The organism is Methylocystis sp. L43 (genome assembly GCF_015709525.1).
Lineage (GTDB): Bacteria > Pseudomonadota > Alphaproteobacteria > Rhizobiales > Beijerinckiaceae > Methylocystis.
Window position 1 is genome coordinate 35,620 of record NZ_JADNRA010000017.1, and the last position, 24,630, is coordinate 60,249.

Genomic DNA, 24,630 nt, shown 5'->3' on the forward strand with positions numbered 1-24,630 from the left:
CCTCGTAGGCGTGCATTCGTGACGCGGCTTCTAGCGGCGGCCTTCAAAAGTCCGTTCGGTGCGCTGTTCGTGCTCATTTATCATACGTAGTGCGGGCGTTACGCGATGTGAATGGTATTAACATTGACCGCCAGACCCAGGATTTTGAGACGTCCGGCGGCGCGGCTTGTGTCCCTCACAGTGCCTCATCCCTCGCGCGGAACGCCTAGAGATTGTGGGAAGCCCGGAATTGCTGGCGTTCGATGGCGGCGACGGAATGCTGATGGAGCAGTTGCACAGCGATTTTCGTGGCGTTGAGGTTGGCGCTTTTGAGGGTCTGGGCGGAGAAAAATCCCGACCAGTCCGCTTCTAGCCCAGGACATTTGAGGCTTCGAGGCTTCGAGGCGACCCAAGGGTTTTCGAGGTGGCGGCGCTGGGCGGAGAAAAAGCTGGGCGATGCTGCCTGTTTCGCCCTTGCTCCCGGTTACTTTTGGCCCGGTTTTCCGTAGTCGACGCCTGGGCGCTTTTTGCGTACTCTCCCAAGCCTTGACCAAGCTATCTGCCTCACCTAACCGATAATACAGCCAATCATAAACCTGATACTTGTAAATCTTGCCGTGGTTATAAGCCTGCACGGAAGACATATAAGCGATATAGCGCGCCTGCCTAGACACGCTGTTCCACAGAAATCGTGCACTTGAGCGTCGGCTATCAACTTGATCCAAGCAATAGTTCATCGCTGCCACGCTGGTATGGAAATTAGTGTGATTTAAATCGGCCCGACAAAGCATCTGCGTTTCGAATTCCGGGAACTCGTCTTTATAATCATCGGGAACAGGAGGAGGTTGACTTGCATCTACTCCTCCAAACGCTTCGCTAAGGAAAGCAACAGATAGCGTAAGCGCCAGAGCTGTACGTTTCATAATGAATCTCCTTGCTGTTTACCGGAACAGCCGGCCTCTTCGCTCGTCTGCCCCATCGGCCGTTAGGCCGCCAATCGATCGTCCTCGGGCGGCTCAATCCATCTGCGCGCAATGCGGGCTCTTTCAAGCGTCAGCTCGATAACGGCCGGCAGATCGGCGAAGGGGACGATCGGTTTTTCGGGCGTGTCTCTTTCGAAAAAAGGACAACGGGCCGAGCAGACTTTCAAGCTTGGCTCTCGGATCGGAAACGACGGAGAGATCGGCTGAACCCCGCTTGATGCGTTGCTTAGGTGCAGCCAGTTGGTAGCGGAAAGAACAAGTGGACATTTCCGCTATACAAGAAGATAGAGAAGCTTGAGTATCGGGCTCCTTATAACGGAAATGTCCACTTGTTCCTGAGCGCTGCAAAGCTTTGAGCGCAGCTCCTTGGCTTCGCCATAAGCTCGGGTATGCCCTGAACGCGTCTGCCGCGCTCTCAAAAGCGATTCCGCCTTCCGCGAACATGCGGTCGAGAGGTTCGGCCCGATAGAAGGCGTTCCCGTCAAACCAACCGTCAAGCGCAAGCTCCGGCAGCGGCGTTTCGTTCAGGATCAAAACTGTCGCCGCCCGGTCGCCCGTCCGAAGAATCGGCCGCAGCCTGCCAACGGCTTGGACGATCTCCCCTTCGCAGATGCGCGCCCGATGCGCTTCGGCGTTTTTGTCCGGGTGACGGTCCCCCTCGATATTGATGACGCCGAATCCCTCACCGTTCGGCAGCCGCACAAGCTGCTCGGCCGGTTCCTGCTCATACCAGCGATCGGCTTCAATCGGCGCTCGGCCCGTGATCGCCCCGGCGATCGATTCAACGGCTTCCGGCGGCGGCAATGGCCGTCCGATAATGACGAGAAGATCGAAGTCGCCCCATTTGTCGCGGCCGGCGATCGCGTTGAAATTCGCCGTTTCGATCGGCGACGGCAGATCGAGCAGTTCGACAAGTTCCTTGTAGGTGATAATCAGCGTCCGGCCGCTGCGACGCGCCAGATTGATGATGTTTGTTCGCAACGCCTTTCGATTGTTCTCGCGCGTCAGATTTTTTGCGATTTCCTCTTCGGTAAAGCCGGCTTTCGGGTCTGCCGGCGGTTGCGGCAATAGCATCGCTTTTGCGCTTGATCTCCCGAACGATTGCAAAACCCGAACGTTCGGCGCATCGACGTCGATTGCATCAAGTTCGACGATGTTCGGAAACAGCGGTTTGACACGCGCCGCATCAAAATTCGCATCGATCAGCAACGTCGGTTTGCGAAAGTCGGGATGGATTTCGTCATAGTCGGTGACGCGCAGTTCACAAACTTTTCTGCCGCCCTCGTGCATGATGCGCAATTCCAAACGTCCAGAAATCTTCGGTCCGTCTTCCCGCAACAAATCGGCGATGGCTTTCCACATGCGCGTCATTGGCGCAACGGACAGGTTTTGCTTCAGCAAAAACGAATCGTCGCCCCTATAAATCCGTCGCTGTTCAGCGCGCGCCGCCCATAGAGCGTCATCCGCCGTGATCTCGTAGCCTGTCAGCGCCGCCGCTCGCAGACGGCCAAAATCCTTCCGCTGGCGCGCGCGGTCGAGCGCTCGGCTCAGCGAAGCGCGCAGCGTTTCAAGCCGTCTGGCGTTCGCACTCCCCATTTTCCACGGCAGCGGCGTCGCGTGCGGCGCGAGTTCGGCGAGCTGCACGATGATTTGCTCGTTCGCGCCGAGTCCGCGCAGGCCGGCTCTTTCGATTGATTCATCGACAACGACAAATTCGACTCCGGCGGCGGGAAACGGTTTTGGCTGACTGCCAAACAAGGCTTGATGCGAAACGAGCCAAAGGTCGGCGCGTTTGCGATATTGCTGGCGATAGGCGCATGTGTCGCGAAATTCGCAGCGCTTGCAAACCTTTCCTTCGATGTCTTGTTGCTGTTTCTGCGCCTCCCGCACGACGTCGAGGTTCCTGCACATCTTCCCCGAACCGTCCGGCGCTTCGGCCTCTCGCCCCCGCCATGCCGCCGCCCGCAAACTCCCCGCCTGTCGGACGAGGCGTTCGATCGCGAGCGGCGACATGCCGGCGTCGCGCGCCCGCTGTTGAATCGACTCGACTTTTTTTCTGACGATATCGTTGAAGCGCCTTACGAGTTCTTCGCCAAGACGATGCGTCGGAACGCCGAGCGTTATGACACGACGGCCGCGTTTGCCGCGCCGTCTGCGAATAAGAAACAGCGCACCGAAAATCGCGCGCAGCCCGATTTCAGTCTTGCCGATGGCGACTGTCGCGCGCACGCCCACTGCCGGCGGCGGTTCGTCCCGTTCGGGATTCCAGTCCAGAAAATCGATGATCGTTGATTGCACGCTTTGGGCCAGCCGCGTCTGGCCTTCCTCCAGCGAAACGAATTCAACTTCGATGGGAGTCGCATGTTCGATCGACGGGCCGACTGACTGTCCTGCGTTCGCATTCGGATGCGCATAGCCGATCGGGCTTTCGCGCGAGAATTCGAGGCCGACAATCTCTTGCTCCAACTCCTCGCGGTCGACATAGGGCGGCTTGCATTTCGGCGACCAGATTTCAAACATGAGATCGCCGGCCTTCTCCGGCGTCACTCCGACGTCGAGCAGCTTCATGAACACGACGACCGCCGCGTCGTGGCGTCCCTCGCCCTGCACGCCGCCCGGCGTGCTCGCGAGATATTCGCGCGCCGCTTCGATAGCTGCATCGTCATCCCACAGATGCTTATACGTTTCGTCGAGATCGGGCGTAGCTGCGGCGGGCTCTTCCTTCTTCGCTGGGGCCGGCGCTTGCTGTTTGGGGGCCTTCTCGCTTTTGGCCGGCGGGGCCTTCTCGGCCTTCTTCGTCCCGGCCGTGTGCGCCTTCGGTTGCGTCGCAAGTCTCGTTTGACGCGCCGGCTTTTTGGCAGGCTCGAAGAAACTGTCGTCCGGCGCATCGACGGTCGGCTTGTTGCCGGGCAACACGACGATGCGGCCGTTCGGCAGTGGGTCCATCGACAGCTCTTCGAAGACCGGGCTCGCCGTATAATTGCAGCCGTTCGCTGAGCATGGCGTCGTATCGACGTGCGGTTTTTTGCGGCCGGCAGGTTTTGTCGCATGCATCCATCTGCGGAATTGGCTCGGCGTCAGCGCTCGCGACAGGCGCACCCATGCACGAAACCGCAATCCGGGTTTGCGCAGATAGCCGGACGACGCAACGAAAACCATTTCGACGTCGCTAAACTCGGCCGGCAATTGCGCGCGCGCCAGCGCCGCCGCCGCATGCAGGTCGTGCAAGTCGAATCCATCTGGAAGCGCGACGTCATGCAGGTCGAGATCGAGCAGGAAAACGTAGCGCGGCGTTTCCAAGAGTGTCGCCGGGTCGCCGGGCCGCGCTTTTTGCAGCCGTCGCACGCTCCAATCTAACCTGACGCCCTCCGCGATCTGTCCGTAGGTGATGCATTTGTCGGGATGCGTCGCCAGCTCTTGCGCCAGCGCGACGATCTTCGCCGTCGTCGAGACGTCGCACGGCGTCATGATGATTTCATACGCCTTGTCGTAATCGCGTTCGCTGCCGTCTGCGAAGACGACCTTCGTCAAGAGCTTTCCGTCCGTCGCCACGACGAGCGTCAGCGCGTGCGGATCGTCGGTCTTAAGGTTGCCGAGCGTCGACCGTTTTACTGGCGGCGCGGTTGTCGCGGGCGCGGGAGTCGTGGTATTCTTCGAACGCTTCATGAACGCAACTCGTGAGCACATATTGAGGCCGCCGGCTCCGCAAGGCCGGCGGCCTCTATTTTTTACAGATGCGACGCCGTGTGCGCCGAGCCGCGCCAAGCACGCAGGGCAGACTCAAAAGCGTCTTTCGGGCTCATTTCCTTGGCCGTCGTGACCGCCGTTGCCGTCTCTGCGATGAACCAAAGCTCGTTTAGGTCAGCGTCGCTCAGCGCCGCGCCGAAGTGCGTTTACGGCGGACGGCAAGTTTGATGCGTAGCGGCGAAGATCGGAATCGAGGATAAGCGTTTTGCGGCCGAATTTTTTCGCGTGCAGTTCGCCGGCCTTGATGGCCTCGAACAGCCGCGTTCTTCCAACGCCGAGCTTCTGCGCCGCTGCGAGCGGCGAATAGGCGATCGGATCGTCATTACCCATCGCGTAATCTCCTGGACGCGCCCGGTTCGTCGTGGGCGTTGGCCAGAAGATGGCGCATATGAAGCAGCCGCAACAGTTCCCGTAAGAAATTTCTTAATGGGACGGTTCCCTTAAGGGAGTGGCTTAATGGGACGGTCTAGCGGTCCATTTGACGACTTGTTGCTTGCTGGTTTCGGTGGCGGTCGCGACCGACGAAATTGTCGCGACTGTCCCAAGATTACGTCGTCCGTAAAACGCAAAACTCCAAGCCGCGACCATTCGCGCCTGCACGCGCGTCGCGTCGTCGCCGACACGTCGCTCAATAATGTGCGGGTCGTCGCCATTCGCTTCAATCAGCTCGGCCTGAAAGTTGAAGTGGTCGGCGACGATGGCGAGCGCCTGCTTCAAGTCGCCGGCAGCGTGTTGGCGCTGCTCTCGACACAGCGCGGCGGCTTCGGCAAGCTTGCTGGCCTTTGCGTCGTGCTCGGCGCGCGTCTTCAATGAAGGCGACTTGGTGAGCGCAGCGACGGCATTGACGAATAACGCCGCCGCCGCACATTCCGCCCGCGAATGTTTGGAGAGATCGTCGCGCGTGAGGCCGAGCGGCGTATCGCGCTCTAACCAAATAAGATGCGCGTCGACAAGCTTGTCATTGGCGCGTTGCCGCAACAGCTCGCGCCATGCGGCGTTCATGCGCGGATCACTCAGCAAGCGATCGACGACGTCGCTTGGCGGTAGGCGCTTGGCGATGAGTTCGACGAGCGTGGGAGTCCCTTTCGCCGTGCGCGTCGTCATGTCGACGATTCCTTTGCACGGGCGCGGGCGGCGTCGATCGCATCGGCCCATTGCGTCAACGCGTCGAGCATCGGCGTCAGTCGCGTCGACTGATCATAATGCTTCGACAACGTCGTCGTGCCCTTGTGCCCGGCGATGCGTTCGGCGAGCACCGTATCGCCCTTCAGTTCGACGATGGCGCTTAGAGCCGTGCGCCTGAGATCGTGAAGGACGGCTTCCTTGATATCGAGCCGGTCACACAGGCGCGAGAAGGCGCGCGACAAGGATTCGGGATGCAAATGCTCGGCCCGGCCGCCTTCGTTACGGGCGGGGAAGACGAAGCCGGTCTTCTTCGGCGTCTCCATTTTCAGCGCCCGCAACAGGTCGGCGGCTTGACGCGGCAAGGGCAGGGTGCGAACGCCCGCTGCGGTCTTGGCCCGCACGACGGTTAACGCCGGCGTGCTGTCGTCGAGGTGGACGGCGCTCCATTGCAGCGACGCAACCTCGTTGGCGCGCATGCCGAGCAGCAAGGCCAACAAGAGCGCCGCCCTTGTGCCGCGATCGGGACCGGGCGTGTCGAGATCGGCCAGCGCCTCGGCGAGGCGTCCAATCTCGCCCTCGTCGCCAGTCACGACTCCGTGCTCGTCGGGCGACGGCTTCAATACGACGCTGTCATAGAGGATGCGGGCGCGTGCAATTTCGCTCGCCGGCCGGTCGAGATCGGCGGCGGGGTTTTGTCGCAGGTGGCCCTTCTGGCGGGCAAATTTGAAAGCCTGCCGAGCGACGCCGAGAGCGATATTGGCGGCGCGTCCAGTCCTGCCCGCCTTGCGCAATCGCTTCTCCTCGCGATCGATAACGGTGGACACGTCGAGCGGTTTGATGTCGTCGAGCAATCGATCGCCGAGCGCTTTACGCAACATGGCGACGGCGCGCTTCTGCATGAGCATCGTTTTCGCGGCGAGTGGTTTGCCCTTCCGGCTGCCCCTTTGGTGGCCTTTCTCGGCGCGTTCGATGAGATAGAGATCGAGGAGCCGGCCGAAGGTGGCGACGGTCTCGATCCCTTCACGGGCGCGCCGCCGGTCGAGCGCCGGGTCACGGCCCGACTTCACGGCGGCGCGGGCGGCCAAAAGCTTCTGGCGCGCCTCGGCTACGCTGGTCTCGGGAAAATGCCCGATCGTGATCCGACGGGCGTTCTTGTCGCCGATGCGACGAAGTCGAGCCTGAAAGGTCTTGTCGCCGCTCGGCGCGATGCACACCGTCAGCCCGTGCCCGAGCGCTAACCATTCGCGCTCTGCCGGCGGCTTCCGGTTTTGCAGCCATGCTTGGAGACCCTGATCGGTCTTCGGAAGCTTCTCTATCGTCTTCGCCATCGTCCTCGTCCGCGACACGCTGCGAGACACAAATACCGGGGACGGCGGCGTGTCTCAGCGAACTAATACGTAAGATCGCGGACGGATGAAAGCAAGCTGCGGCGGGACACGGCTTGACGTAAGTTCAGCTTATATAAGTGGAAACGGCTGGTTTTCCGGGGGATTAGGTTGGTGCCGGTTAGAGGATTCGAACCCCTGACCTACTGATTACAAATCAGTTGCTCTACCAGCTGAGCTAAACCGGCCCGTGGCGTCATCGAGGCGCATCGCGCGGCTTCTCTATGCGTCCAAGCCGGTGGAGAGGTCAATCCCGGGTTTTATCCAAGCCGGGTGGTCACAACGCTCAACGCGGCGGCGCAGGCGTTCGACACATTGAGGCTCTTGATCGGCCCGGGAAGATCGAGCCGCGCCACGGCGTCGCAGCGTTCGCGCGTGAGGCGGCGCAATCCCTTGCCCTCGGCGCCAAGCGTGAGCGCCAGCGGCTTCGACAGCGGAGTGGTCGAAAGCGATTCGGCGCCGTCCGAGTCCAGTCCGATGCGCGTATAGCCGCGCGCGGCGAGGTCGTCGAGCGCGCGCGCGAGATTGACCACGGAGACGATCGTGACGAACTCCAGCGCGCCCGAGGCCGCTTTGGCGAGGACGCCGGAAAATTCCGGACTATGCCGCTCCGTGACGATCACCGCGTCAACGTTAAAGGCGCAGGCCGTGCGCAGGATCGCGCCGACGTTGTGCGGATCGGTGATCTGGTCGAGCGCGAGCACCACGCCGCTGACGCTGACGATGTCGGAAATATCCGCCTCCGGCAGCGGACGCGCTTCGAGCAGCAGGCCCTGATGCACGGCCTCTGGACCGAGCCGCCGTTCGAGATCGCGCGAATCGACGAGGCGCGGCTCGAGTCCCGCCGCCTGCGCAAGCTCGTTGATGCGCGGCAGCGCGGTGTCGGTCGTATAAAGCGTCAGCAGCTTGCGCTTGCGCGCCGTCAGCGCGGCGCGCACGGCATGAGCGCCGTAAAGCGTGACGAGGTCGGGCGAGGCGGAGCGGAACGGGCTGCGCGTCTCGCCCTGTGCAACCGGCGCGCGGCGGCTCCACTCATGCCCGCTGCGGTCCTTCGGCGGCGGCTGGCGGGTCATCTCAGCACGGCCGTCTTGACCCACCATCCCGGATGCTGGGCGCGAATGACGCTGGCGGCGCGCACAGCCTCGCGCTGCGTCGAAAACAGCGCGAAGCATGTCGCGCCCGAGCCGGACATGCGCGCGAGCCTGCAGCCCCGGGCGCCGCGCAACATGGCGAGCGCGTCGACGATCACCGGCGCCTGCAGACAGGCGGCGTCTTCGAGGTCGTTGCGCCCCCTCGCCAGCGCCGCAAGGAGTTCGTCCGCGCCTGGTCGTGCGGCGATGTCGCCATGCGCGGCGCCGTCCCGCAACGCGCCCGGTTGCAATCCAAGCGCGGCGAAGACGGGTCCCGTAGCGACCGGCGCCCCGGGGTTGAGCAGCACGGCCGGCAGGAGCGGCAGGCGAATCGGTTCGCCAAGCGTCTCTCCGGCGCCGCGCATCATGCGCGCCCGTGGGTCGAGGCAGACCGGCACGTCCGAGCCAACCGCGCGCGCGACCTCGATGAGGCGCGGGTCGTCCGGCGCGAGATGATTCGCCTTGGCTAAAAGGCGCAGCGCCGCGGCGGCGTCCGACGAGCCGCCGCCGATGCCCGCTGCGACAGGCAGGCGCTTGTCGAGTCGAAACCGGCCGAGCCGCAGCCCCTTTATCTCTTCGGCGAGCCGCCGCGCGGCGCGCAGCACGAGATTGTCGGCGCCGGCGCCGGCGGCCGAGGAGGTCGGTCCCGAAATATCGAGCGACAGCGCGTCGTCGTCCGGCGTGAAGGACAATGTGTCCCCCGCGCCGGAAAAGGCCACGAGGCTTTCGAGCGCATGGTAGCCGTCTTCCCGACGGCCGAGCACGTGAAGCGTAAGATTGATTTTCGCGGGGGCGCGCGTCGTCAGCATCTGACCCCGGTCTCCGCAAGTGGGGGATTTGCGGAGCGTTGAATTGGAGCGGGCGAAGGGATTCGAACCCTCGACCCCAACCTTGGCAAGGTTGTGCTCTACCCCTGAGCTACACCCGCATCCGTCGCGCCGGCAAAGCAAGTCGCCGAACCGTCGCGGCGTCGTTATGCCGGAAACGAATTTGCTTTGCAACTGGCGCGACGCGCCTGCGTCGACGCTCCGGAAGGGACGGCTTCCGGAGCGTCGCGACGTCACTGGATCATGCGCGCCGTGTTGCCGGTTTCCACCGTGATATTCGCGCTGTCCGGCGAGATCCAATGCGGAACCCAGGTAAGAGCGACGATGACGAAAGCGGTGAAGCCGATCAGATACACGAGGATCTTGCCGACTTCGCCGTCGTGAACATTAACGGCCATTTGCCTCTCCCATTTTATGTTGTCCGGCTTTCGCCGGAAGGACAGGGACGGCGGCGGATGATGCAGCGATGAAAACCGCCGCCGTCCACCAGGACAGCTACAGGGGGACTGCCATGGCTGGGGCGTAGTCTGCGGAAACGGTCCACGGAAACAAGGACCACAGACAGTATTTCCGTTGGTAAAATACTTGGTATCATGGAACTTATACTTGCTGGACCTAGCGTCTCCCGATGGGCGGATGGCCTGCGGTTCGGTTTGCCTCCATGCTATCGAATTCTCCGACATCGCCATTCGTACAAGCCGAAGGGGCCGCCATGTCCGAAGCTCTGAGCCATGAAGAGATTGTCGATCTGCTCGCGCTCGAGCCCAATGCGACGTGCGGCTTCGTCCGCATCACCTATACGAGCAAGCTGTCCTTCGGCGCGGACGCCTTGCCGCCGCCCTTCGCGCGCAGCGGGCCGGTGGGTTCAGCGCTCTACTTTTTGGTGACGCCGCACGCGCCGGTTCGGCTGCACCGGATTCGCAACGATCAGCTCTATCATTATTACCTCGGCGATCCGCTGGAGCTGTTCATGCTGCATGGCGACGGTTCAACCGAGCGCGTGGTGGTCGGACCGGATCTGCGCGCCGGCCAAAGGGTTCAGCTGCTTATTCCCGGCGACACTTTTCACACCGCGCGGCTTCTGGGCGGCGGACGCTGGTTTTTTGGCGCCAGCACCGAATGGCCGGGCGTCACGCCGCAGGACGTCGAAATCGGCGATCTCGATCAACTGGCGTCGAAATATCCTGGCGTGGCGTCCGAAATCCGCTCAATCGCGGCGTCGGTCAACAACGTTTCGATACCGACGGGCCGGCGGTAGGATCTACTTGCACTCCTGCACGGCGCGGGCGAGCGCGTCCGACAATCCCTTGAGCGAATAGCTGTCGGTGGTGCTTGTCCCTTTCGACGAAGCGGCCTTCACGATGAGCTTGGCGCCGCCGCGCATGGCGCCGACGAATTCTTTCTCCCGCGACTGATCCTTCACCCAGGCGTTCGTTCCCTTGGTGATCAGTTCGTAGCTGTCGCCGTCGATATCGGCGACAGCGGCGGAGCCGTCCTTCGTCGCATAGCCCAGATTGATCGCGACCTCATTGTGGATATTTTCCGCCGGTCGCGTCGAGATAAAGATGTAGGCGGAGGCGTCTTTGAGCTTCGCTTTGGGCGTCCGTTCCTTGGGCTGTCCGAGCGCATAGCAGGTCCTGTTGCGGCCGCTCTGAGCGGCGTAGGCGCCCCATTCCCCATAGTTGCCGAGTTGCTCAGGCTTGTCGGAGCCTTTGTCCGCCGGTTTCTCGGCTTTCTCGTTTTTCGCCGGCTTTTTCTTTTTGGCGTTTGCATCCTCGGCTGGGGCGTCTTCAGCGCCCGGCTTGGGCTTCGCTTCGGCAGCATTAAAAGCGAAGGCGATCGCCAGTCCGATGGCGGCGACAGCGACGAGAAGACGGGAGCGCGTGCGAGAATCTCTAAGCATAGGCTCAGATTTTACCGGCGAGAGTGGGCGCAAACAAGAGCCGCAGCTTTCTCGCTCCCCCTGCTGGCGCGAGTCTAGCCTTCTTTTCGAGCCGCCATCAGGTAATTGACGTCCGTATCGTGGCTTTTTCGCCAGCTTCTCGTCAGCGGCTGGAAAGTCATCCCCACGCGATCGATCTCCCGCATGCCGCCCTGGCGCACCCATGATGAGAGTTCGTCCGGGCGGATGAATTTGTCATGGTTATGGGTGCCTTTCGGCACCCAGCCGAGCACATATTCGGCGGCGACGATGGCCAGCAGATAGCTTTTCGTCGTCCGGTCGATCGTCGCCAGAAAGAGGAGCCCGCCGGGCTTCAGCAGCCGCCCCAGCATGGCGACGAATTCCCGCGGCCCTTCCACATGCTCGATGACTTCGAGCGCCGCCACTGCGTCGAACTGTTCGCCGGCCGCGGCGAGGTCTTCGGCGGTGATATTGCGATAATCGATGTCCAGCCCGGACGTTTCGGCGTGCCGTTTCGCGATGGCGATGTTGTTGGTCGCGGGGTCGACCCCGGTCACATGAGCGCCGAGCTGCGCCAACGACTCGCTCAATATGCCGCCGCCGCAGCCGATATCCGCGATGCGCACGCCCTCCAGCGGTCGGTCGCCGGGCGCGTTCAATGCGCTGGCGTCATGTCGGATGAGCCGGCGCACGTGATCGCGGATATAGGCGACTCGAATGGGATTGATCTCGTGGAGAATCCCCATCTTGCCATTCTTGTCCCACCAGAGCTCGGCCAGGCGGTTGAAACGCGCGACGTCTTCGGGATCGACGCTGGCGGAGTGGGGAGCGGACTGTTGGGGCAAGAGAAACCTCGCGAAGATGCGGAGAAATATGTGCAAGCTCCTCAGCCTGAGGAGCGCGCGAAGCCCGCGCCTCGAAGGACGAAAGCTTGCGCATGATTCCCTTGGCGGAGCGCTGCCGTTGACAGGTCCGCCGACGCGGACACATATAGCGCCGCTTCCCGCAAGACGCGAGCGTCTCGCCCATTTTCGGTCTCCATGTCACGCCTGGTTATGAAATTCGGCGGCACCTCGGTCGCCACTGTCGAACGCATCCACAATGTCGCGCGCCATGTGAAGCGCGAGGTGGATGCTGGGCGTGAGGTCGCTGTGGTGGTCTCGGCGATGGCCGGCAAGACCAATGAGCTTGTCGCCTGGTGCAGGGAGGCGGCGCCGCTTTGTGACCAGCGAGAATATGACGCCGTCGTCGCTTCGGGAGAACAGGTGACGGCCGGGCTTCTCGCGATGGCGTTGCAGAAGTCGGGGGTGCCCGCGCGCTCCTGGCTCGGCTGGCAGGCGCCGATCTACACCAACTCCACGCATGGCGCGGCGCGGATCGAATCGATCGACGGCTCGGGCATCATCGAAGGCCTCAACCGCGGTGAAGTCGCCGTCATCGCCGGCTTTCAGGGCGTGCACCGTGAAACCGGGCGGATCACGACCCTCGGACGTGGCGGCTCGGACACAAGCGCCGTCGCCATCGCGGCGGCGATCAAGGCCAACCGCTGCGACATCTATACGGACGTCGACGGCGTTTACACCACCGATCCGCGCGTCGTGCCGAAGGCGCGGCGCATGGACAAGATCGCCTTCGAAGAGATGCTGGAAATGGCGTCGCTCGGCGCGAAGGTCCTGCAGGTGCGCTCGGTCGAGGTCGCGATGGTGCATGGCGTGCAGACCTATGTGCGCTCGTCTTTTGATGATCCCGAAAATCCGGGGCAGGGGACGCTGATCTGCAACGAGGAGGACATTGTGGAAGCCCAGGTCGTCACAGGCATCGCCTTCTCGCGCGACGAAGCGCAGATCACGCTTCGCGGCGTCGCCGATAAGCCGGGCGTCGCGGCTGCGGTGTTCATGCCCTTGGCCGAGGCCGGAATCAACGTCGACATGATTGTGCAGGTCGTCTCCGAGGAGGGCATGACCGACATGACCTTCACCGTAGGAACCGCTGATTACGAGCGCGCCTTCGCAATTATCGAAAAGGTCAAGGACGCCATCGGATTTGCGAGCATTACGGGTGAGAAGGATGTCGCCAAGATTTCCGCAATCGGGATTGGCATGCGCAGCCACGCCGGCGTCGCTGCGGAGGCGTTTCGCGCCCTGTCACAGAAGGGCGTCAATATTCGCGCCATCACCACGTCGGAAATCAAGTTTTCGGTGTTGATCGACGAGGCCTATACGGAACTCGCCGTTCGCACGTTGCACTCGCTCTACGGCCTCGACGCCGCTTAGTGGGCGGTATGGCTACGCTTGAAGGACAGCGTTGCCGCGACATCTACCGCAACCAAATGGTTCGTGGAGGATGTCCCATGGAAAAGCTTACCAGTAACGTCGTCTCCGAGACGAAGCTTGATCCGACCGTCGCTAAAGCGGCGATCGGCCTCGTCCTCAGTTTTCTTCGCGACAAGGACACGACCGGCAATATGCAGGTAATGATCGCCAAGATGCCACGCGCGCAGCAAGACATCGAGGCGGCGCAGTCGGTCGGCGACGGCGGCGTCACTCAAGTCATCGAAGGCATGACGAGCTTTATCGGACACGGCCGCGCCGATCTGAACATTCTTGCCGGACAGCTCGAAAAGCTCGGAATCAGTGAAGCGCAAACCGACGCGTTGGTTCGCCAAGTGATCAATCGCGCAGAAGACATTCTTGGTCCCGAGGGCGCCGAGAAGATCAGGAACATTCTGCCGGCGCTGCGTGAGCGTACCGACTCGCCGACGGATCTGCGCCAACGGGCGTAACTGTCGGGCTGACGCGCGCTCGCGCGTCAGCCATCCGTCGCGTGTATAAACGCAATCGGAACGCTTGATTTTCCTTCCTGTCGCGGCGACAGTCCGGCGTCTTTCGGTTTGCGAAGCGGAGGCCTGCAATGGATGAACTGGTGGCGCGCGTCTCGGCGGCCCTTGGCGTTGACGCAGAGGTCGCCAGGACGGCGGTGGGTCTTGTTCTGGGCTTCCTTCAAAAGGAGTCGCGCGACGGCGCCGTATCGGAGTTACTCGAAAAGCTTCCCGGCGCCCCTGAGGCGATCCAGTCCGCTGAATCCGTAGGCGGCGGGGGCGGGCTTGGAGGTTTGATGGGGGGCATGGGCGGGCTGATGGGCCTTGCCGCCAAGCTGAATGGCGCCGGCGTCGATATGAGCCAGATTCCAAAACTGGGCCATGAGATTTTCGGCTACGCCGAAGAGCAAGTCGGGCCGGAAAAGCTGCGGGAGATCGTCGATTCGATCCCAGGCATCGCGCAGTTCGTTTGATCCCTATCGTCTAAGGCTTGCGATCGTCACGCCGCTCGCGCGCAGCGCCCCGAGAAGGACGCCGGCGTAGACGAGCGCGCCGACGAGCGCGAGCGCGGTGAGCGCGACGAGATTGGCGAGAGCGCCGAAATGCGCGCCAAGCGCCAAGGCGGATGAACGGCCGAAAATGGCGACCGCGGCGAGACAGGCGCAGGCCACAAATGTCGCGCCGAGCGTCTTCACGAAAATGGCGTCGAATCGCATTCCTTCCTGGGCGAGCGCGAGTCCGACGAGCGCGGCGAGGTTGATCCACAATCCGACCGACGTCGCCGTCGCGAGCCCGACCGCGCCAAGCGGTCGAAACAGCACGATCTTCAACGCGACATTCGCGGCGAGCGCCGCCAGCGCGATGAGCATCGGCGTTCTTGTGTCGCCGCGCGCCTGGAAACTCGCGCGCGCCGAGGCGATCAGCACAAGCGCCATGAGACCGGCGCCATAGGCGGCGAGCACGTCCCCGGCGGCGTAGGCGTCGGCCGCCGAGAATTTGCCGCGCTGGAAGAGCCCCGCGACGATCAACTCGGGGATCGTGTCGAAGGCGATGAAGAACGGCGCCGCCAGCGCGACGGTAAGCGCCATGGTTCGGCTCTGCGCGTGAAGCGCGCCCGCCTCATCGCCCGCCGCGAGCCGGCGGCTCATCTCCGGCAGCAGCACCGTGCCGGCGGCGATGCCGATGACGCCGACCGGAAGCTGGTACAGCCGCTCCGCGTAAGAAATCGACGACACGCCGCCGTCGGGAAGCATCGACGAGAGAATTGTGTCGGCGAGCACGGCGATCTGCGGACTTGCCGAGCCGATAATCGCAGGCCCCAGGCGAATGAAGAAATCGCGCACGCGCGCCCAATGCGGCTTGCGCAAGCGTTGCAGAACGCCAATGCGCCGCGCTTGCCACATCAACAGTCCGAGCTCCAGAACGCCGGAGATGGTGATGCCCCAGCTCGCCGCATAGCCGGCGTTTGGGAATAGAAAGGCGACGGCGAGCGCCGCCATCACAGAAAAATTCATCAGATTGGGCGCGAAGGCAGGAAGCGCGAAGCGGCCGCGCGCGTTCAAGGCGCCCATGTGCAAGACGAAGAGCGTGATGAAGAGCAGATAGGGAAAGGTGATGCGCGTCAGATTGACGGCGAGCGCGAATTTTTCCGGCCGGTCGTCGAGTCCCGGCGCGAGCAGCGAGACGAATTGGGGCGTCAGCGTCCAGACGACGGCGAGCAATATGATCTGCGAGGCGAGGAGCAGCGTGTAGACTTCGCCGGCGAATTCCTCGGCCGCCGCGTCGCCCTTCTGCTCGATCGCCATCGAATAAGATGGAACGAAAGCCGCATTGAACGCGCCTTCGCCGAAGATCGCGCGAAAACTGTTGGGCAGGCGTTGCGCGATGAAGAAGGCGTCCGAAACGGCGCCCGCGCCCATGATCGCCGACTGCATGGCGAGCGACAGAAAGCCCGTCACCCGCGAGAGCAGGGTGAAGCCGCCGACCGAGAGCAGATTGCGAATCATCGCAATCGTCCTAGCAGGATTCGGTTAAGCCTGCGCTCCCGTCAGTGCGGACAGTGCAGGGAGTATCCGCCAGTGATCGTGGCGAGCTCGTCGCCTTCGCCCCGAGACCAGCGAATGTTGGCGCTGCGTCGGCATTTGTCGGAAATATCGGCTCGGCGTTCGTATGTGGCGACATCCTGATCCGCATCCACCGTGAATCCTTCGTCGCGCAGCTCATCAATGAGATCGTCGACTTCCGTCGAACCCACGTGAAAGCGTTTGGCGAGCCGCGCCTGGAAGAGCCGCTGATCGGCCTCGGTCTTCGATTCGGGGAGGCCGTCGAGCAGGGTCGGCACGGCGGGGGCCGCCACGAAGCGCCACATGCGGACGCCGAAGGCGGCGAATAGCGCAATCAAGGCCGCGGCGATCAAGAGGTTTCTGCCGCGCAATGGCGAACGGCGCTCGGTGTTCATAGATGCACGCCTCGTCCCCTTTGTGCAGTTGCAGCGCGAGGCATCTGCGAAAGCCCGCGCGCTTTCAGTTTGTCGACGCCCTAGTCGCCCGCTTTGGCGTTGGTTACGTCGTTCTCGCCCAGCCTCTCGGCGACGAGATAGAGCGGCCTTCCCTTTACCTCATTGAAGATGCGGGCGACATACTCGCCGAGCACGCCAAGCGAAATCAGCTGAACGCCGGAGAAGAAGGCGATTGAGACCACCAGAGTGGGAAAGCCCGGCGTATCCACGCCCAAAACCATGGTGCGGGCCCAATAATAGCCGGCCATCGCGATCGCGAAGGCGGAAATCGCCAAGCCTACATAGGTCCACACCTTGAGCGGAATCGACGAAAAGGACATCAGCCCGTCGAGCGCAAATCGCGCAAGCCGAAGGAAATTAAATTTTGACGTTCCGCCGGCGCGGCCTTCGACGTCGAAAGGCACGCCGATCGATCTGAAGCCGATCCAGGCGAAGAGGCCCTTATTAAAGCGCGCGCGCTCGCGCATCGTCAGCAGCGCGTCGACCGCCTGCCGGTCGAGCAGGCGGAAGTCGCCGGCGCCCGGCGGCAGGCGCACGTCGCCAAAATTCTCCAGCAAACGGTAAAAAACATGCGTCAACGCCGCGCGCAGCTTGGGATCGGTCGCTCGGTCGATGCGCTCGCCGTAGACGTTCTTATAGCCTTCCCGCCACTTCTCGATGAATTGCGGGATGACTTCCGGCGGGTGCTGCAGGTCGGCGTCCATGATGACGACCGCGCGTCCGAGCGTGGCGTCGAGCCCCGCGACGATCGCCACCTCCTTGCCGAAGTTGCGCGAAAGCGACAGAGCGCGAAAGCGCGGCTCCTCGGCGCAGAGCTCGCGTAATATCTCCAGACTCTCGTCGCTGGAGCCGTCGTCGACGAAGATCGCTTCATAGGAGGCGTCGCATGCGTCAACGGCCAGGGCGAGTCTGGCCGCGAGAGCGCGAAGATTTTGGGCTTCGTTGAAGACGGGAATCACGAACGATAGATCGGGCCTGTTCATGGCGGCGTTTAAACCAATATTTATAGGCGGAGCATAGGATTAACGGGCGCAGCAAAGGCGAAGCCGCTTGGGCGGCGCAGAGGAGCGGGCGATGGTTGATAACCAGATTGTTGCGGTTTGCGCGGACGATTACAGCCTGTCTTATGGGGTCAGCGCCGGCATTTTGGAAGCGCTCGACGCGGGGAGGCTCACTGCGGTTTCGGCTTTGGTGAATGGTCCGCGCTGGCCGGCGATGGGCTTGGAGCTGTCTCGCCGCGGCGGAAACGCGGACGTCGGCCTGCATTTCAATCTCACCCTCGGGCGGCCTCTCTCGTCGATGCCGAAGTTCGCGCCCAATGGAGAGTTTCCGCCGCTCTCCAAAGTTGTCCAGATGGCTTTCGGCCGGCGTTTGCCAATGGACGAGATCCGCACCGAGATCAATCGGCAGTTCGACCGGTTCGAAGCGGTGATGGACCGCCCCCCGGATCATGTCGACGGGCACCAGCACATTCACGTCCTTCCCGGCATCAGGACGGCGCTGCTCGATGCGATGGAGGCGAGAAAGCTGGGCGGCCGGGCCTGGGTTCGCGACGCCGGGGATGGCTTACATCGCATTCTCTTGCGCGGCATCAACGCCCGCAAGGCGCTCTCCACGCTCTCGCTGGCCAGCGGCTTTCGCCGGGAGGTGCGCCAGCGCGGCTTCGGCGTCAACGACGGCTTCGCCGGATTCTCGAATTTCCACCCAAGCTTCGATTACGCCAAGATTTTTCAGAGCTATCTTCGAGCGCCCGGCAGCAGACATCTCATCATGTGCCATCCTGGCCATGTCGACGAAGAGCTGCGAAGGCTCGATCCGGTGACGATCACCCGCGAGCAGGAGCTTGCTTTCCTGCTGTCGACTCGACTGCCGGAGATGCTGGAGAAGCGCGGTCTGCGTTTGGGTCGTCTGTCGCAGGCGAGCCGGAACCTAAGCGCCCAGCATGCGGCGGCTCAGTAGATCCCTTCGAAGGAGATCGGCGCCCGCTTCTTGCCGTCCTGCAAATAGATGTCCTTTGAGAACGGCGCGCGTCGGCGGTTGAAGGCCTGAAGCCACCATCCGTCGCCTAGCGGATCGAAGACCGGGGCGTCGGTTCGGCGGAAGATCGCGGTCGAGCCGACAAACTCCACCTTTTCGAACATGTGATCTTCGCTCAGGAAGTCCGCAAGCCGGCTGATGGTTGGAATGTGGATGTCGTCGACGACGAGCAGCCCATCCGTCTTCAGGTGCGGATAGAAGTAATAATATTCGAGTTCGGGGAACGGAAAGCCGTGCGGACCGTCGATCAGGACAAGGTCGTAGCGAAAATGGTCTTCGTGTCGCGGCAGCGTGAGCTGAGTTGGCCCAAAGACAAGGTCGAGGCGGTCCGGACGCGTCGCGGGACAGTTCATGAAATAGTCGACGCTGGACGCTTGCTGTCCGCGATCGTCAAAGCAGAAAACCTTGTGCCGTTCGGCGATGCGCGAAAAAAAGATGGTGGATTTTCCGCAGCCCGTTTCGGCTGAGAAGATCTCCGTTCCGGTCAGCAGGCGCTCGATGCGCAGCAAGGTGCGTAGGGGCATCGATCCCGCGCTATGGGCGTAGCCGAAGGCGCGCTCATAGTCCCCGATTTCGGCTGCGAGGCTTTTGTCGCGCGTCGCCTCCGCCCGCAGAGGCGACGGGATTGATGAGAGCGGAGAGCTCCAAAGCCTTCGCCGCACTCGATTGATCAGCTTGCGGGCGAAGGACGAGGGCATGGCTCTTGATGTTTCTCGAGGGTCCGCGAAAGGGTTTATGGCTTATAGCAGCGCGAGCCTCGCCAAGGAAGCGATAGGCCGCCGCCCGCCGCTGAAGTCCCGGCGCCAGATACTTTCAAACGAATTCAGTGTCTAAGCCGAAATCGAAGACCGGGGCGGAGTGCGTCAGGGCGCCAACGGAAATAAAGTCGACGCCGGTTTTCGCGATTTCCTCGACGCTCGCGAGCGTCACGCCGCCCGAGGCTTCACAGATCATGCGGCCGCCGACGAGCGCCACGGCGCTGCGCAGATCGTCGAGCGTCATATTGTCGAGCAGCACGGCGTCCGCCCCCTCGTCGAGCACCTCGCGCAGCTGGTCGAGCCTATCGACTTCGATCTCGATTTTGACGAGATGGCCAATATTCCGCTTGGCGGCTCTGAGCGCCGGAACGACGCCGCCAGCGACGGCGACGTGGTTATCCTTGATGAGCACGGCGTCGTCGAGGCCGAAGCGGTGATTGACGCCGCCGCCGCATCGAACGGCGTATTTCTCCAAGGCGCGCAACAAGGGCGTGGTTTTGCGCGTGTCGCAGATTCGCGCGGATGTTCCGGCGATGGCGCTGACGTAGCGCGCCGTGAGCGTGGCGACGCCGGACAGTCGGCCAAGAAAATTCAGCGCCACCCGCTCCGCAGAGAGAATGGGCCTGGCCGGGCCCGAAATTATCGCCGCGAGCGCTCCCGGCTCGACGCGGGCGCCATCGGCCGCCTGCGCTTCGAAGATGATTTGAGGGTCCATGAGCGCGAAGGCGGCGCGCGCCGCCTGAAGTCCGGCGACGACGCCCGAATCGCGCGCGACAATTCCCGCCCGGGCCTGCGCGCGTGCGGGGATGGTCGCCTGCGTCGTGACGTCGCCGGCGCGCCCCAAATCTTCGACGAGCGCGGCGCGAACCGCCGCCTCGATCAGCATCGGGGGCAAATCGGCGATCATGACTCGACCTTGTCGGCGGTGCGCAGGGCGGCGTCGAGCGTCGTGAGCGAGCGGCGCGCGAGCGCGGGGACCGGCTGCGGAAAGTCGGAACGAAAATGCGCGCCACGGCTCTCGCGTCGTTGGAACGCGGCCGCCGCGATGAACAGACCCGTCGTCAACATATTGCGCGCCTCAATATCGCTCGTCCGCGAGATCATGCGCCGGATCGACCTTACCGCGACCGCGAGCCCGGCGCCGTTGCGGATGACGCCCACATTCGCCGACATCAGATCGCGCAGTTCTTCGATGACCGCAAAATCACGATCGCGCGGCGCCGGCTCCATGCGCTCGGCCTTCGGGCGCCATTCGACCGGCAAGAGCGGCGTCGCGCGCACGTCCGCCGCGACGCGGGCGCCGAAAACGATCGCCTCGAGAAGAGAATTGGACGCGAGCCGGTTCGCGCCGTGAACGCCGGTCGACGCGACTTCGCCGACCGCCCAGAGGCCATCGAGGTTCGTGCGCCCGCGGTCGTCGGTCCAGACGCCGCCCATATGGTAATGCGCCGCCGGCGCGATCGGAATAAGTTCGCGCGAGGGATCGATCCCGGCGCTCATGCAACTTGCGTAAACTGTCGGAAAGCGCGTCGGGAATTCGGCGCCGATGGCCGAGCGGGCGTCGAGAAACGCGCCCTTTCCGGCCTTGACGCTGGCGAAGACGCCGCGGGCGACAATGTCGCGCGGCGCAAGCTCCCCATTTGGATCGATGTCGAGCATGAAGCGTCGGCCATCCCGATCCACGATCGTCGCGCCTTCGCCGCGCAGAGCCTCGGTCGCGAGCGGCGCCGGATCGGCGTCAATGTCGATCGCCGTCGGGTGAAACTGAACAAACTCCGCATCAGCGATCAGCGCGCCCGCCCGCGCCGCCATAGCGACGCCGATGCCGCGCGCCTCCAACGGGTTGGTCGTGACCCGGTACAGATGGCCAATCCCGCCCGTCGCGAGAATGAGCGCCGAACAGGGCGTCTCATGGATCATGCCGGCGTTGTCGCGGGCGCGCACGCCAACCGCGCGCCCCCCGCGCACGATGATCTCCTGCGCCGAATAGCCTTCGACGATGTGGATCGAAGGCGTTCTGGCGACTTCCTTGGCGAGGATGTCCATGATCGCCCGCCCGGCGACATCGCCCTGGACACGCACGATGCGACGACGCGAATGCGCTGCCTCCTGCGAGGGGAGAAAGGCGCCGAGGGCCGACCGATCGAAGGGGGTTCCCATCGCCGCGAGGTCTTCGACGCGTGCGCGCGCTTCCTGGGCCATGCCGAGCGCGATGTCGCGGTCCACGAGGCCGCCGCCCGCCGCCACCGTGTCGTCGGCGTGGCTTTCCGGCGTGTCGCCTTCTTCGACGGCCGCGGCGATGCCGCCCTGCGCCCAAAAGGACGAGCCGCTGTAGCCGACGGGAGTCGGCGCGAAGATCGCCACCGGAGTCGGCGCCATTTTGAGCGCGCAGAACACGCCCGCGAGCCCGCCGCCGATGATGATGATGGGAGGCAAATTCTCGCGCATCGACCGTTTAGTCGACTGCGACTGCAGCGAGCCGCGCGAGCGCGGCGGCCTCACGGGCGATCGCCGCTTCGACCAGGCTGCGCGCGCGCGGCGGCAAGGGCAGGGCGAGGGCCGCCGCATGGCCCTTGGGCGACATTTTGCACAAGGTTTTGCCGAGAATGTCGACGAGCTTGTCGTCGGCATACTCGCGGTGCTTTTCCAGAAATTCCTCGAAGTAATGCTCGAGAAAGACGATCGCGGCGATGTTTTCGAGCGCCTGCGACTCCGGGTCTTTCTTGAGCTGTTCCTTACGGATCAGCGCGCCGACATGCGCGACGGCCGCTTCGTCATAGCCATGCGCGCGCATGATCTCCGCGACCAGATGGGCATGGTGGATGCGGCAGGCGCGCCGCCATTCGTTGTAGCCGCGACGGCCTTCCTCATAATCCGCACGGGCGATCTCCCAGCGCCGCAGATGTTGCGCGCGGGTCGCAATCTTCAGCAGATCGGAGGCGTCAGGGTAGAGCGCGGCAAGTCGCGCGCTCATGCGCTCGGCGTAGACCTGCTCAAAGGCTCGGCCCTCGAGCCGGCGCGGATCGTCGGCATTGGCGGCGTCGATGGCCGCAATCGTCGCATCGAGCGCCAACATTGTCCGCCCTGTTCAAGTCAGGCCAAGCGGCCCGCAGTCTAGCCTAGATCGATCATCCGTTGCACGCTGCGGCGCGCGCGCTCGGCCACTGCGGGATCAACGGTCACTTCTTCGCGGACGTAAAGCAGGCTGTCGAGGATTTTCGGCAGCGTGATGCGCTTCATATGCGGGCAGAAGTTGCACGGCCGCACGAATTCGACGTCCGGCGTTTCGGCGGCGACATTGTCGGCCATCGAGCATTCGGTGACGAGCAGCACGCGGGCCGGCTTCCTGCTGCGCACAAAATCGATCATCGCCGCCGTCGAGCCGGCGAAATCGGCGACTTCCACAACCTCTCGTGGACATTCAGGATGGGCAAGCACCTGCACGCCGGGATGATCGGCGCGATAATTCTCGATCTCTTCGGCGGTGAAGCGCTCATGCACCTCGCAGGCGCCGCGCCAGGCGATGATCTTCACTTTCGTCTGCGCGGCGACGTTCTGCGCCAGATAGCGGTCGGGAACCATGATCACGCGCTCGGCGCCGAGGCTCTCGACGACTTTTACCGCGTTCGACGAGGTGCAGCAGATGTCGACCTCGGCTTTCACGTCGGCTGAGGTGTTGACATAGGCGACGATGGGAACGCCGGGATATTGTTTGCGCAGGGCGCGCACGTCGGCGCCGGTGATCGACTCCGCAAGCGAGCAGCCCGCCTTCATGTCCGGCGTGAGCACGACCTTGTTCGGATTGAGCAGCTTCGAGGTTTCGGCCATGAAATGCACGCCGCCCTGAACGATGATGTCGGCGTCGGATTTCGCGGCAAGTTTGGCGAGCTGCAGGCTGTCGCCGATGTGATCGGCGACGCAGTGGTAGATCTCCGGCGTCATGTAGTTATGCGCAAGGATGGTGGCGTTGCGCACATGTTTGAGATCGTTGATCGCCTTCACATAAGGGGCGTGGAACGGCCATTCGACGGGCGGAATGACTCGCGCCACGCGCTCGTAGAGATGCGCGGTCGCGGCTTGAACCTCGGGCGTCCATTCCAGATCAGGGCGGGGAAGGGCCGGAAAGCGGCCGCGCGGGCCAACGCCAAGGGCGTTCGCCGGAGGCTCTCGCCTTGCGCTCGGCGCGCTTCGAACGTCGTTGGTCAAGAGTGTCATCGTCTGGCGCCCCATTCTTATACTCAACTTGAGTATAAGTAGCCCCCAATAAATCTCCGAGACGGATCCCCGCTCGGAGCGCTCAAGTTTCGAGACTAAGCCGCGGACGAGGATCTCGCAACTTCGTCGCGCAAGACATGTGCTCGGCACGAGTATATGTCAAGGGAAAGACGGCTAGGGACGGCGGCGGATGGACGCTTTCGGCGCGGGTCAAAGCTGCTATAGACGGCGCATGCAATCAGGGGCGCCGCAAGCTTCTTTCCCGCACCGCCACCTTCTCGGCATTGAAGGATTGACCCGTCCTGACATCGTCACCCTTCTCGACATGGCCGAGGAGGCGATCGAAGTGTCGCGACGGGTCGACAAGAAGCGTTCGAGTTTGCGCGGGCGGACGCAAATCAATCTGTTTTACGAATCGTCAACGCGCACGCAGGCGTCCTTCGAGATCGCCGGCAAGCGTCTGGGCGCCGACGTGATGAACATGTCGGTCGCGCGCTCCTCCGAGTCGAAAGGCGAGACGCTGATCGACACGGCGGTGACGCTCAACGCAATGCGGCCGGATATCATCGTCGTTCGCCATGCGCATGCCGGCGCGGCGCATCTTCTGGCGCGAAAGGTCGACTGTTCCGTCGTCAACGCCGGCGACGGCGCGCATGAACATCCGACGCAGGCGCTGCTCGACGCGCTGACGATCAGGCGGAATAAGGGGCGCATCGAGGGGCTGACGATCGCGATCTGCGGCGACATTCTCCATTCACGCGTCGCGCGCTCAAACATCCTGCTGCTTGGCGCGCTTGGCGCCCGCGTGCGCGTCGTCGGGCCTTCGACGCTTGCGCCGGATAGTCTGTCGCGGCTGGGCGTCGAAGTGTTTCACGACATGCGGCGCGGACTTGAGGCCGCTGACATAGTTATGATGCTGCGCCTTCAGCGCGAGCGCATGGCCGGCGCGCTGACGCCGAGCGCCCGCGAATATTTCCACTTCTTCGGGCTCGACGAAGAGAAGCTGGCCTATGCGGCGCCCGATGCGCTGGTCATGCATCCCGGACCGATGAATCGCGGCGTGGAAATCGACACCGCCGTCGCCGACAGCGCGCGCTCGCTTATCCGCGAACAGGTCGAGATGGGCGTTGCGGTGCGCATGGCGGTGCTCGAAGCGCTCGCGCAGCACCTGCCAAATGTGTAAGCTTCTCCAAAATCAATGATCG

At 63.1% G+C, this 24,630-nt stretch carries 24 protein-coding genes and 2 tRNA genes; 6 read left to right on the plus strand and 20 right to left on the minus strand.

Annotated elements, in window-relative coordinates:
• Positions 1 to 185: 185 nt before the first annotated feature.
• The 10 genes from IYX23_RS02945 to IYX23_RS02990 all read right to left on the minus strand — a co-directional run bounded on the left by IYX23_RS02945 (position 186) and on the right by IYX23_RS02990 (position 9,574).
• The gene (locus IYX23_RS02945; protein ID WP_196392007.1) at positions 186 to 902 is read right to left on the minus strand and encodes a hypothetical protein; all 717 of its coding nucleotides are present in this window, start codon (positions 900 to 902) and stop codon (positions 186 to 188) included.
• Between the two features lie 123 nt (positions 903 to 1,025).
• On the minus strand, positions 1,026 to 4,628 hold the full coding sequence (locus IYX23_RS02950) for a hypothetical protein (protein WP_196392006.1): 3,603 nt from the start codon (positions 4,626 to 4,628) through the stop codon (positions 1,026 to 1,028).
• Between the two features lie 195 nt (positions 4,629 to 4,823).
• Positions 4,824 to 5,039, minus strand: a complete 216-nt coding sequence (locus IYX23_RS02955; protein ID WP_196392005.1) for a helix-turn-helix domain-containing protein — start codon at positions 5,037 to 5,039, stop codon at positions 4,824 to 4,826.
• Positions 5,040 to 5,162: 123 nt separating this feature from the next.
• Positions 5,163 to 5,813 (minus strand): hypothetical protein, encoded by a 651-nt coding sequence (locus tag IYX23_RS02960; protein WP_196392004.1) that lies wholly within the window; start codon positions 5,811 to 5,813, stop codon positions 5,163 to 5,165.
• Entirely contained in the window at positions 5,810 to 7,162 is a 1,353-nt protein-coding gene (locus IYX23_RS02965) for an integrase family protein (protein WP_196392003.1), read from the minus strand. The genes IYX23_RS02960 and IYX23_RS02965 overlap by 4 nt, the downstream gene beginning before the upstream one ends.
• A gap of 169 nt (positions 7,163 to 7,331) precedes the next feature.
• A tRNA-Thr gene (locus IYX23_RS02970) sits at positions 7,332 to 7,407 on the minus strand.
• Between the two features lie 72 nt (positions 7,408 to 7,479).
• Positions 7,480 to 8,292 carry an RNA methyltransferase gene (locus IYX23_RS02975; RefSeq protein WP_196392002.1) on the minus strand — a complete coding sequence of 271 codons (813 nt, stop codon included), beginning with the start codon at positions 8,290 to 8,292 and terminating at the stop codon, positions 7,480 to 7,482.
• Positions 8,289 to 9,158 (minus strand): 4-(cytidine 5'-diphospho)-2-C-methyl-D-erythritol kinase, encoded by an 870-nt coding sequence (locus IYX23_RS02980; RefSeq protein ID WP_196392001.1) that lies wholly within the window; start codon positions 9,156 to 9,158, stop codon positions 8,289 to 8,291. The genes IYX23_RS02975 and IYX23_RS02980 overlap by 4 nt, the downstream gene beginning before the upstream one ends.
• 44 nt (positions 9,159 to 9,202) lie before the next feature.
• Positions 9,203 to 9,277, minus strand: a tRNA-Gly gene (locus tag IYX23_RS02985).
• A 132-nt stretch (positions 9,278 to 9,409) separates the two neighbouring features.
• Complete coding sequence (locus IYX23_RS02990; RefSeq protein WP_018408438.1) at positions 9,410 to 9,574, minus strand: hypothetical protein; 165 nt, start codon at positions 9,572 to 9,574, stop codon at positions 9,410 to 9,412.
• A gap of 314 nt (positions 9,575 to 9,888) precedes the next feature.
• Here IYX23_RS02990 and IYX23_RS02995 point away from each other — a divergent pair, with 314 nt between their 5' ends.
• Positions 9,889 to 10,434, plus strand: a complete 546-nt coding sequence (locus IYX23_RS02995) for a cupin domain-containing protein (protein ID WP_196392000.1) — start codon at positions 9,889 to 9,891, stop codon at positions 10,432 to 10,434.
• Between the two features lie 3 nt (positions 10,435 to 10,437).
• On the opposite strand, the gene IYX23_RS03000 is transcribed toward IYX23_RS02995, so the two are convergent.
• On the minus strand, positions 10,438 to 11,079 hold the full coding sequence (locus IYX23_RS03000; RefSeq protein ID WP_196391999.1) for an invasion associated locus B family protein: 642 nt from the start codon (positions 11,077 to 11,079) through the stop codon (positions 10,438 to 10,440).
• Between the two features lie 74 nt (positions 11,080 to 11,153).
• A complete protein-coding gene (gene ubiG / locus IYX23_RS03005) occupies positions 11,154 to 11,924 on the minus strand; it encodes a bifunctional 2-polyprenyl-6-hydroxyphenol methylase/3-demethylubiquinol 3-O-methyltransferase UbiG (protein ID WP_196391998.1) in 771 nt (256 codons plus the stop codon).
• Between the two features lie 195 nt (positions 11,925 to 12,119).
• On the opposite strand from ubiG, the gene IYX23_RS03010 reads away from it, so the two are divergent.
• From IYX23_RS03010 to IYX23_RS03020, 3 genes are all read left to right on the plus strand, one after another.
• Complete coding sequence (locus IYX23_RS03010; protein ID WP_196391997.1) at positions 12,120 to 13,352, plus strand: aspartate kinase; 1,233 nt, start codon at positions 12,120 to 12,122, stop codon at positions 13,350 to 13,352.
• A 77-nt stretch (positions 13,353 to 13,429) separates the two neighbouring features.
• Positions 13,430 to 13,861: a hypothetical protein gene (locus IYX23_RS03015; protein WP_196391996.1), complete on the plus strand. Its 432-nt coding sequence runs from the start codon at positions 13,430 to 13,432 to the stop codon at positions 13,859 to 13,861.
• Positions 13,862 to 13,989: 128 nt separating this feature from the next.
• Entirely contained in the window at positions 13,990 to 14,370 is a 381-nt protein-coding gene (locus IYX23_RS03020; RefSeq protein WP_196391995.1) for a DUF2267 domain-containing protein, read from the plus strand.
• 3 nt (positions 14,371 to 14,373) lie between these two features.
• On the opposite strand, the gene murJ is transcribed toward IYX23_RS03020, so the two are convergent.
• The 3 genes from murJ to IYX23_RS03035 all read right to left on the minus strand — a co-directional run bounded on the left by murJ (position 14,374) and on the right by IYX23_RS03035 (position 17,398).
• Complete coding sequence (gene murJ, locus IYX23_RS03025) at positions 14,374 to 15,903, minus strand: murein biosynthesis integral membrane protein MurJ (protein ID WP_196391994.1); 1,530 nt, start codon at positions 15,901 to 15,903, stop codon at positions 14,374 to 14,376.
• A gap of 41 nt (positions 15,904 to 15,944) precedes the next feature.
• Entirely contained in the window at positions 15,945 to 16,355 is a 411-nt protein-coding gene (locus tag IYX23_RS03030) for a hypothetical protein (RefSeq protein ID WP_196391993.1), read from the minus strand.
• A gap of 80 nt (positions 16,356 to 16,435) precedes the next feature.
• Positions 16,436 to 17,398, minus strand: coding sequence for a glycosyltransferase family 2 protein (locus IYX23_RS03035; protein ID WP_196391992.1), 963 nt, complete (start codon positions 17,396 to 17,398; stop codon positions 16,436 to 16,438).
• A 91-nt stretch (positions 17,399 to 17,489) separates the two neighbouring features.
• Between IYX23_RS03035 and IYX23_RS03040 the strand changes: the two genes are divergently transcribed.
• The gene (locus IYX23_RS03040; protein WP_196391991.1) at positions 17,490 to 18,374 is read left to right on the plus strand and encodes a ChbG/HpnK family deacetylase; all 885 of its coding nucleotides are present in this window, start codon (positions 17,490 to 17,492) and stop codon (positions 18,372 to 18,374) included.
• On the opposite strand, the gene IYX23_RS03045 is transcribed toward IYX23_RS03040, so the two are convergent.
• The 5 genes from IYX23_RS03045 to nadA form a co-directional block, all read right to left on the minus strand.
• Entirely contained in the window at positions 18,368 to 19,150 is a 783-nt protein-coding gene (locus IYX23_RS03045; RefSeq protein ID WP_210330460.1) for a class I SAM-dependent methyltransferase, read from the minus strand. The genes IYX23_RS03040 and IYX23_RS03045 overlap by 7 nt on opposite strands.
• Positions 19,151 to 19,265: 115 nt before the next feature.
• Positions 19,266 to 20,117 carry a carboxylating nicotinate-nucleotide diphosphorylase gene (nadC, locus tag IYX23_RS03050; RefSeq protein WP_196391990.1) on the minus strand — a complete coding sequence of 284 codons (852 nt, stop codon included), beginning with the start codon at positions 20,115 to 20,117 and terminating at the stop codon, positions 19,266 to 19,268.
• Entirely contained in the window at positions 20,114 to 21,658 is a 1,545-nt protein-coding gene (locus IYX23_RS03055; RefSeq protein ID WP_196391989.1) for an L-aspartate oxidase, read from the minus strand. The genes nadC and IYX23_RS03055 overlap by 4 nt, the downstream gene beginning before the upstream one ends.
• 7 nt (positions 21,659 to 21,665) lie before the next feature.
• Positions 21,666 to 22,286, minus strand: coding sequence for a DUF4202 domain-containing protein (locus IYX23_RS03060; RefSeq protein ID WP_196391988.1), 621 nt, complete (start codon positions 22,284 to 22,286; stop codon positions 21,666 to 21,668).
• Between the two features lie 38 nt (positions 22,287 to 22,324).
• Positions 22,325 to 23,425, minus strand: coding sequence for a quinolinate synthase NadA (nadA, locus tag IYX23_RS03065; RefSeq protein ID WP_196391987.1), 1,101 nt, complete (start codon positions 23,423 to 23,425; stop codon positions 22,325 to 22,327).
• A 232-nt stretch (positions 23,426 to 23,657) separates the two neighbouring features.
• Here nadA and IYX23_RS03070 point away from each other — a divergent pair, with 232 nt between their 5' ends.
• Positions 23,658 to 24,608: an aspartate carbamoyltransferase catalytic subunit gene (locus IYX23_RS03070; RefSeq protein ID WP_196391986.1), complete on the plus strand. Its 951-nt coding sequence runs from the start codon at positions 23,658 to 23,660 to the stop codon at positions 24,606 to 24,608.
• Positions 24,609 to 24,630: the final 22 nt, after the last annotated feature.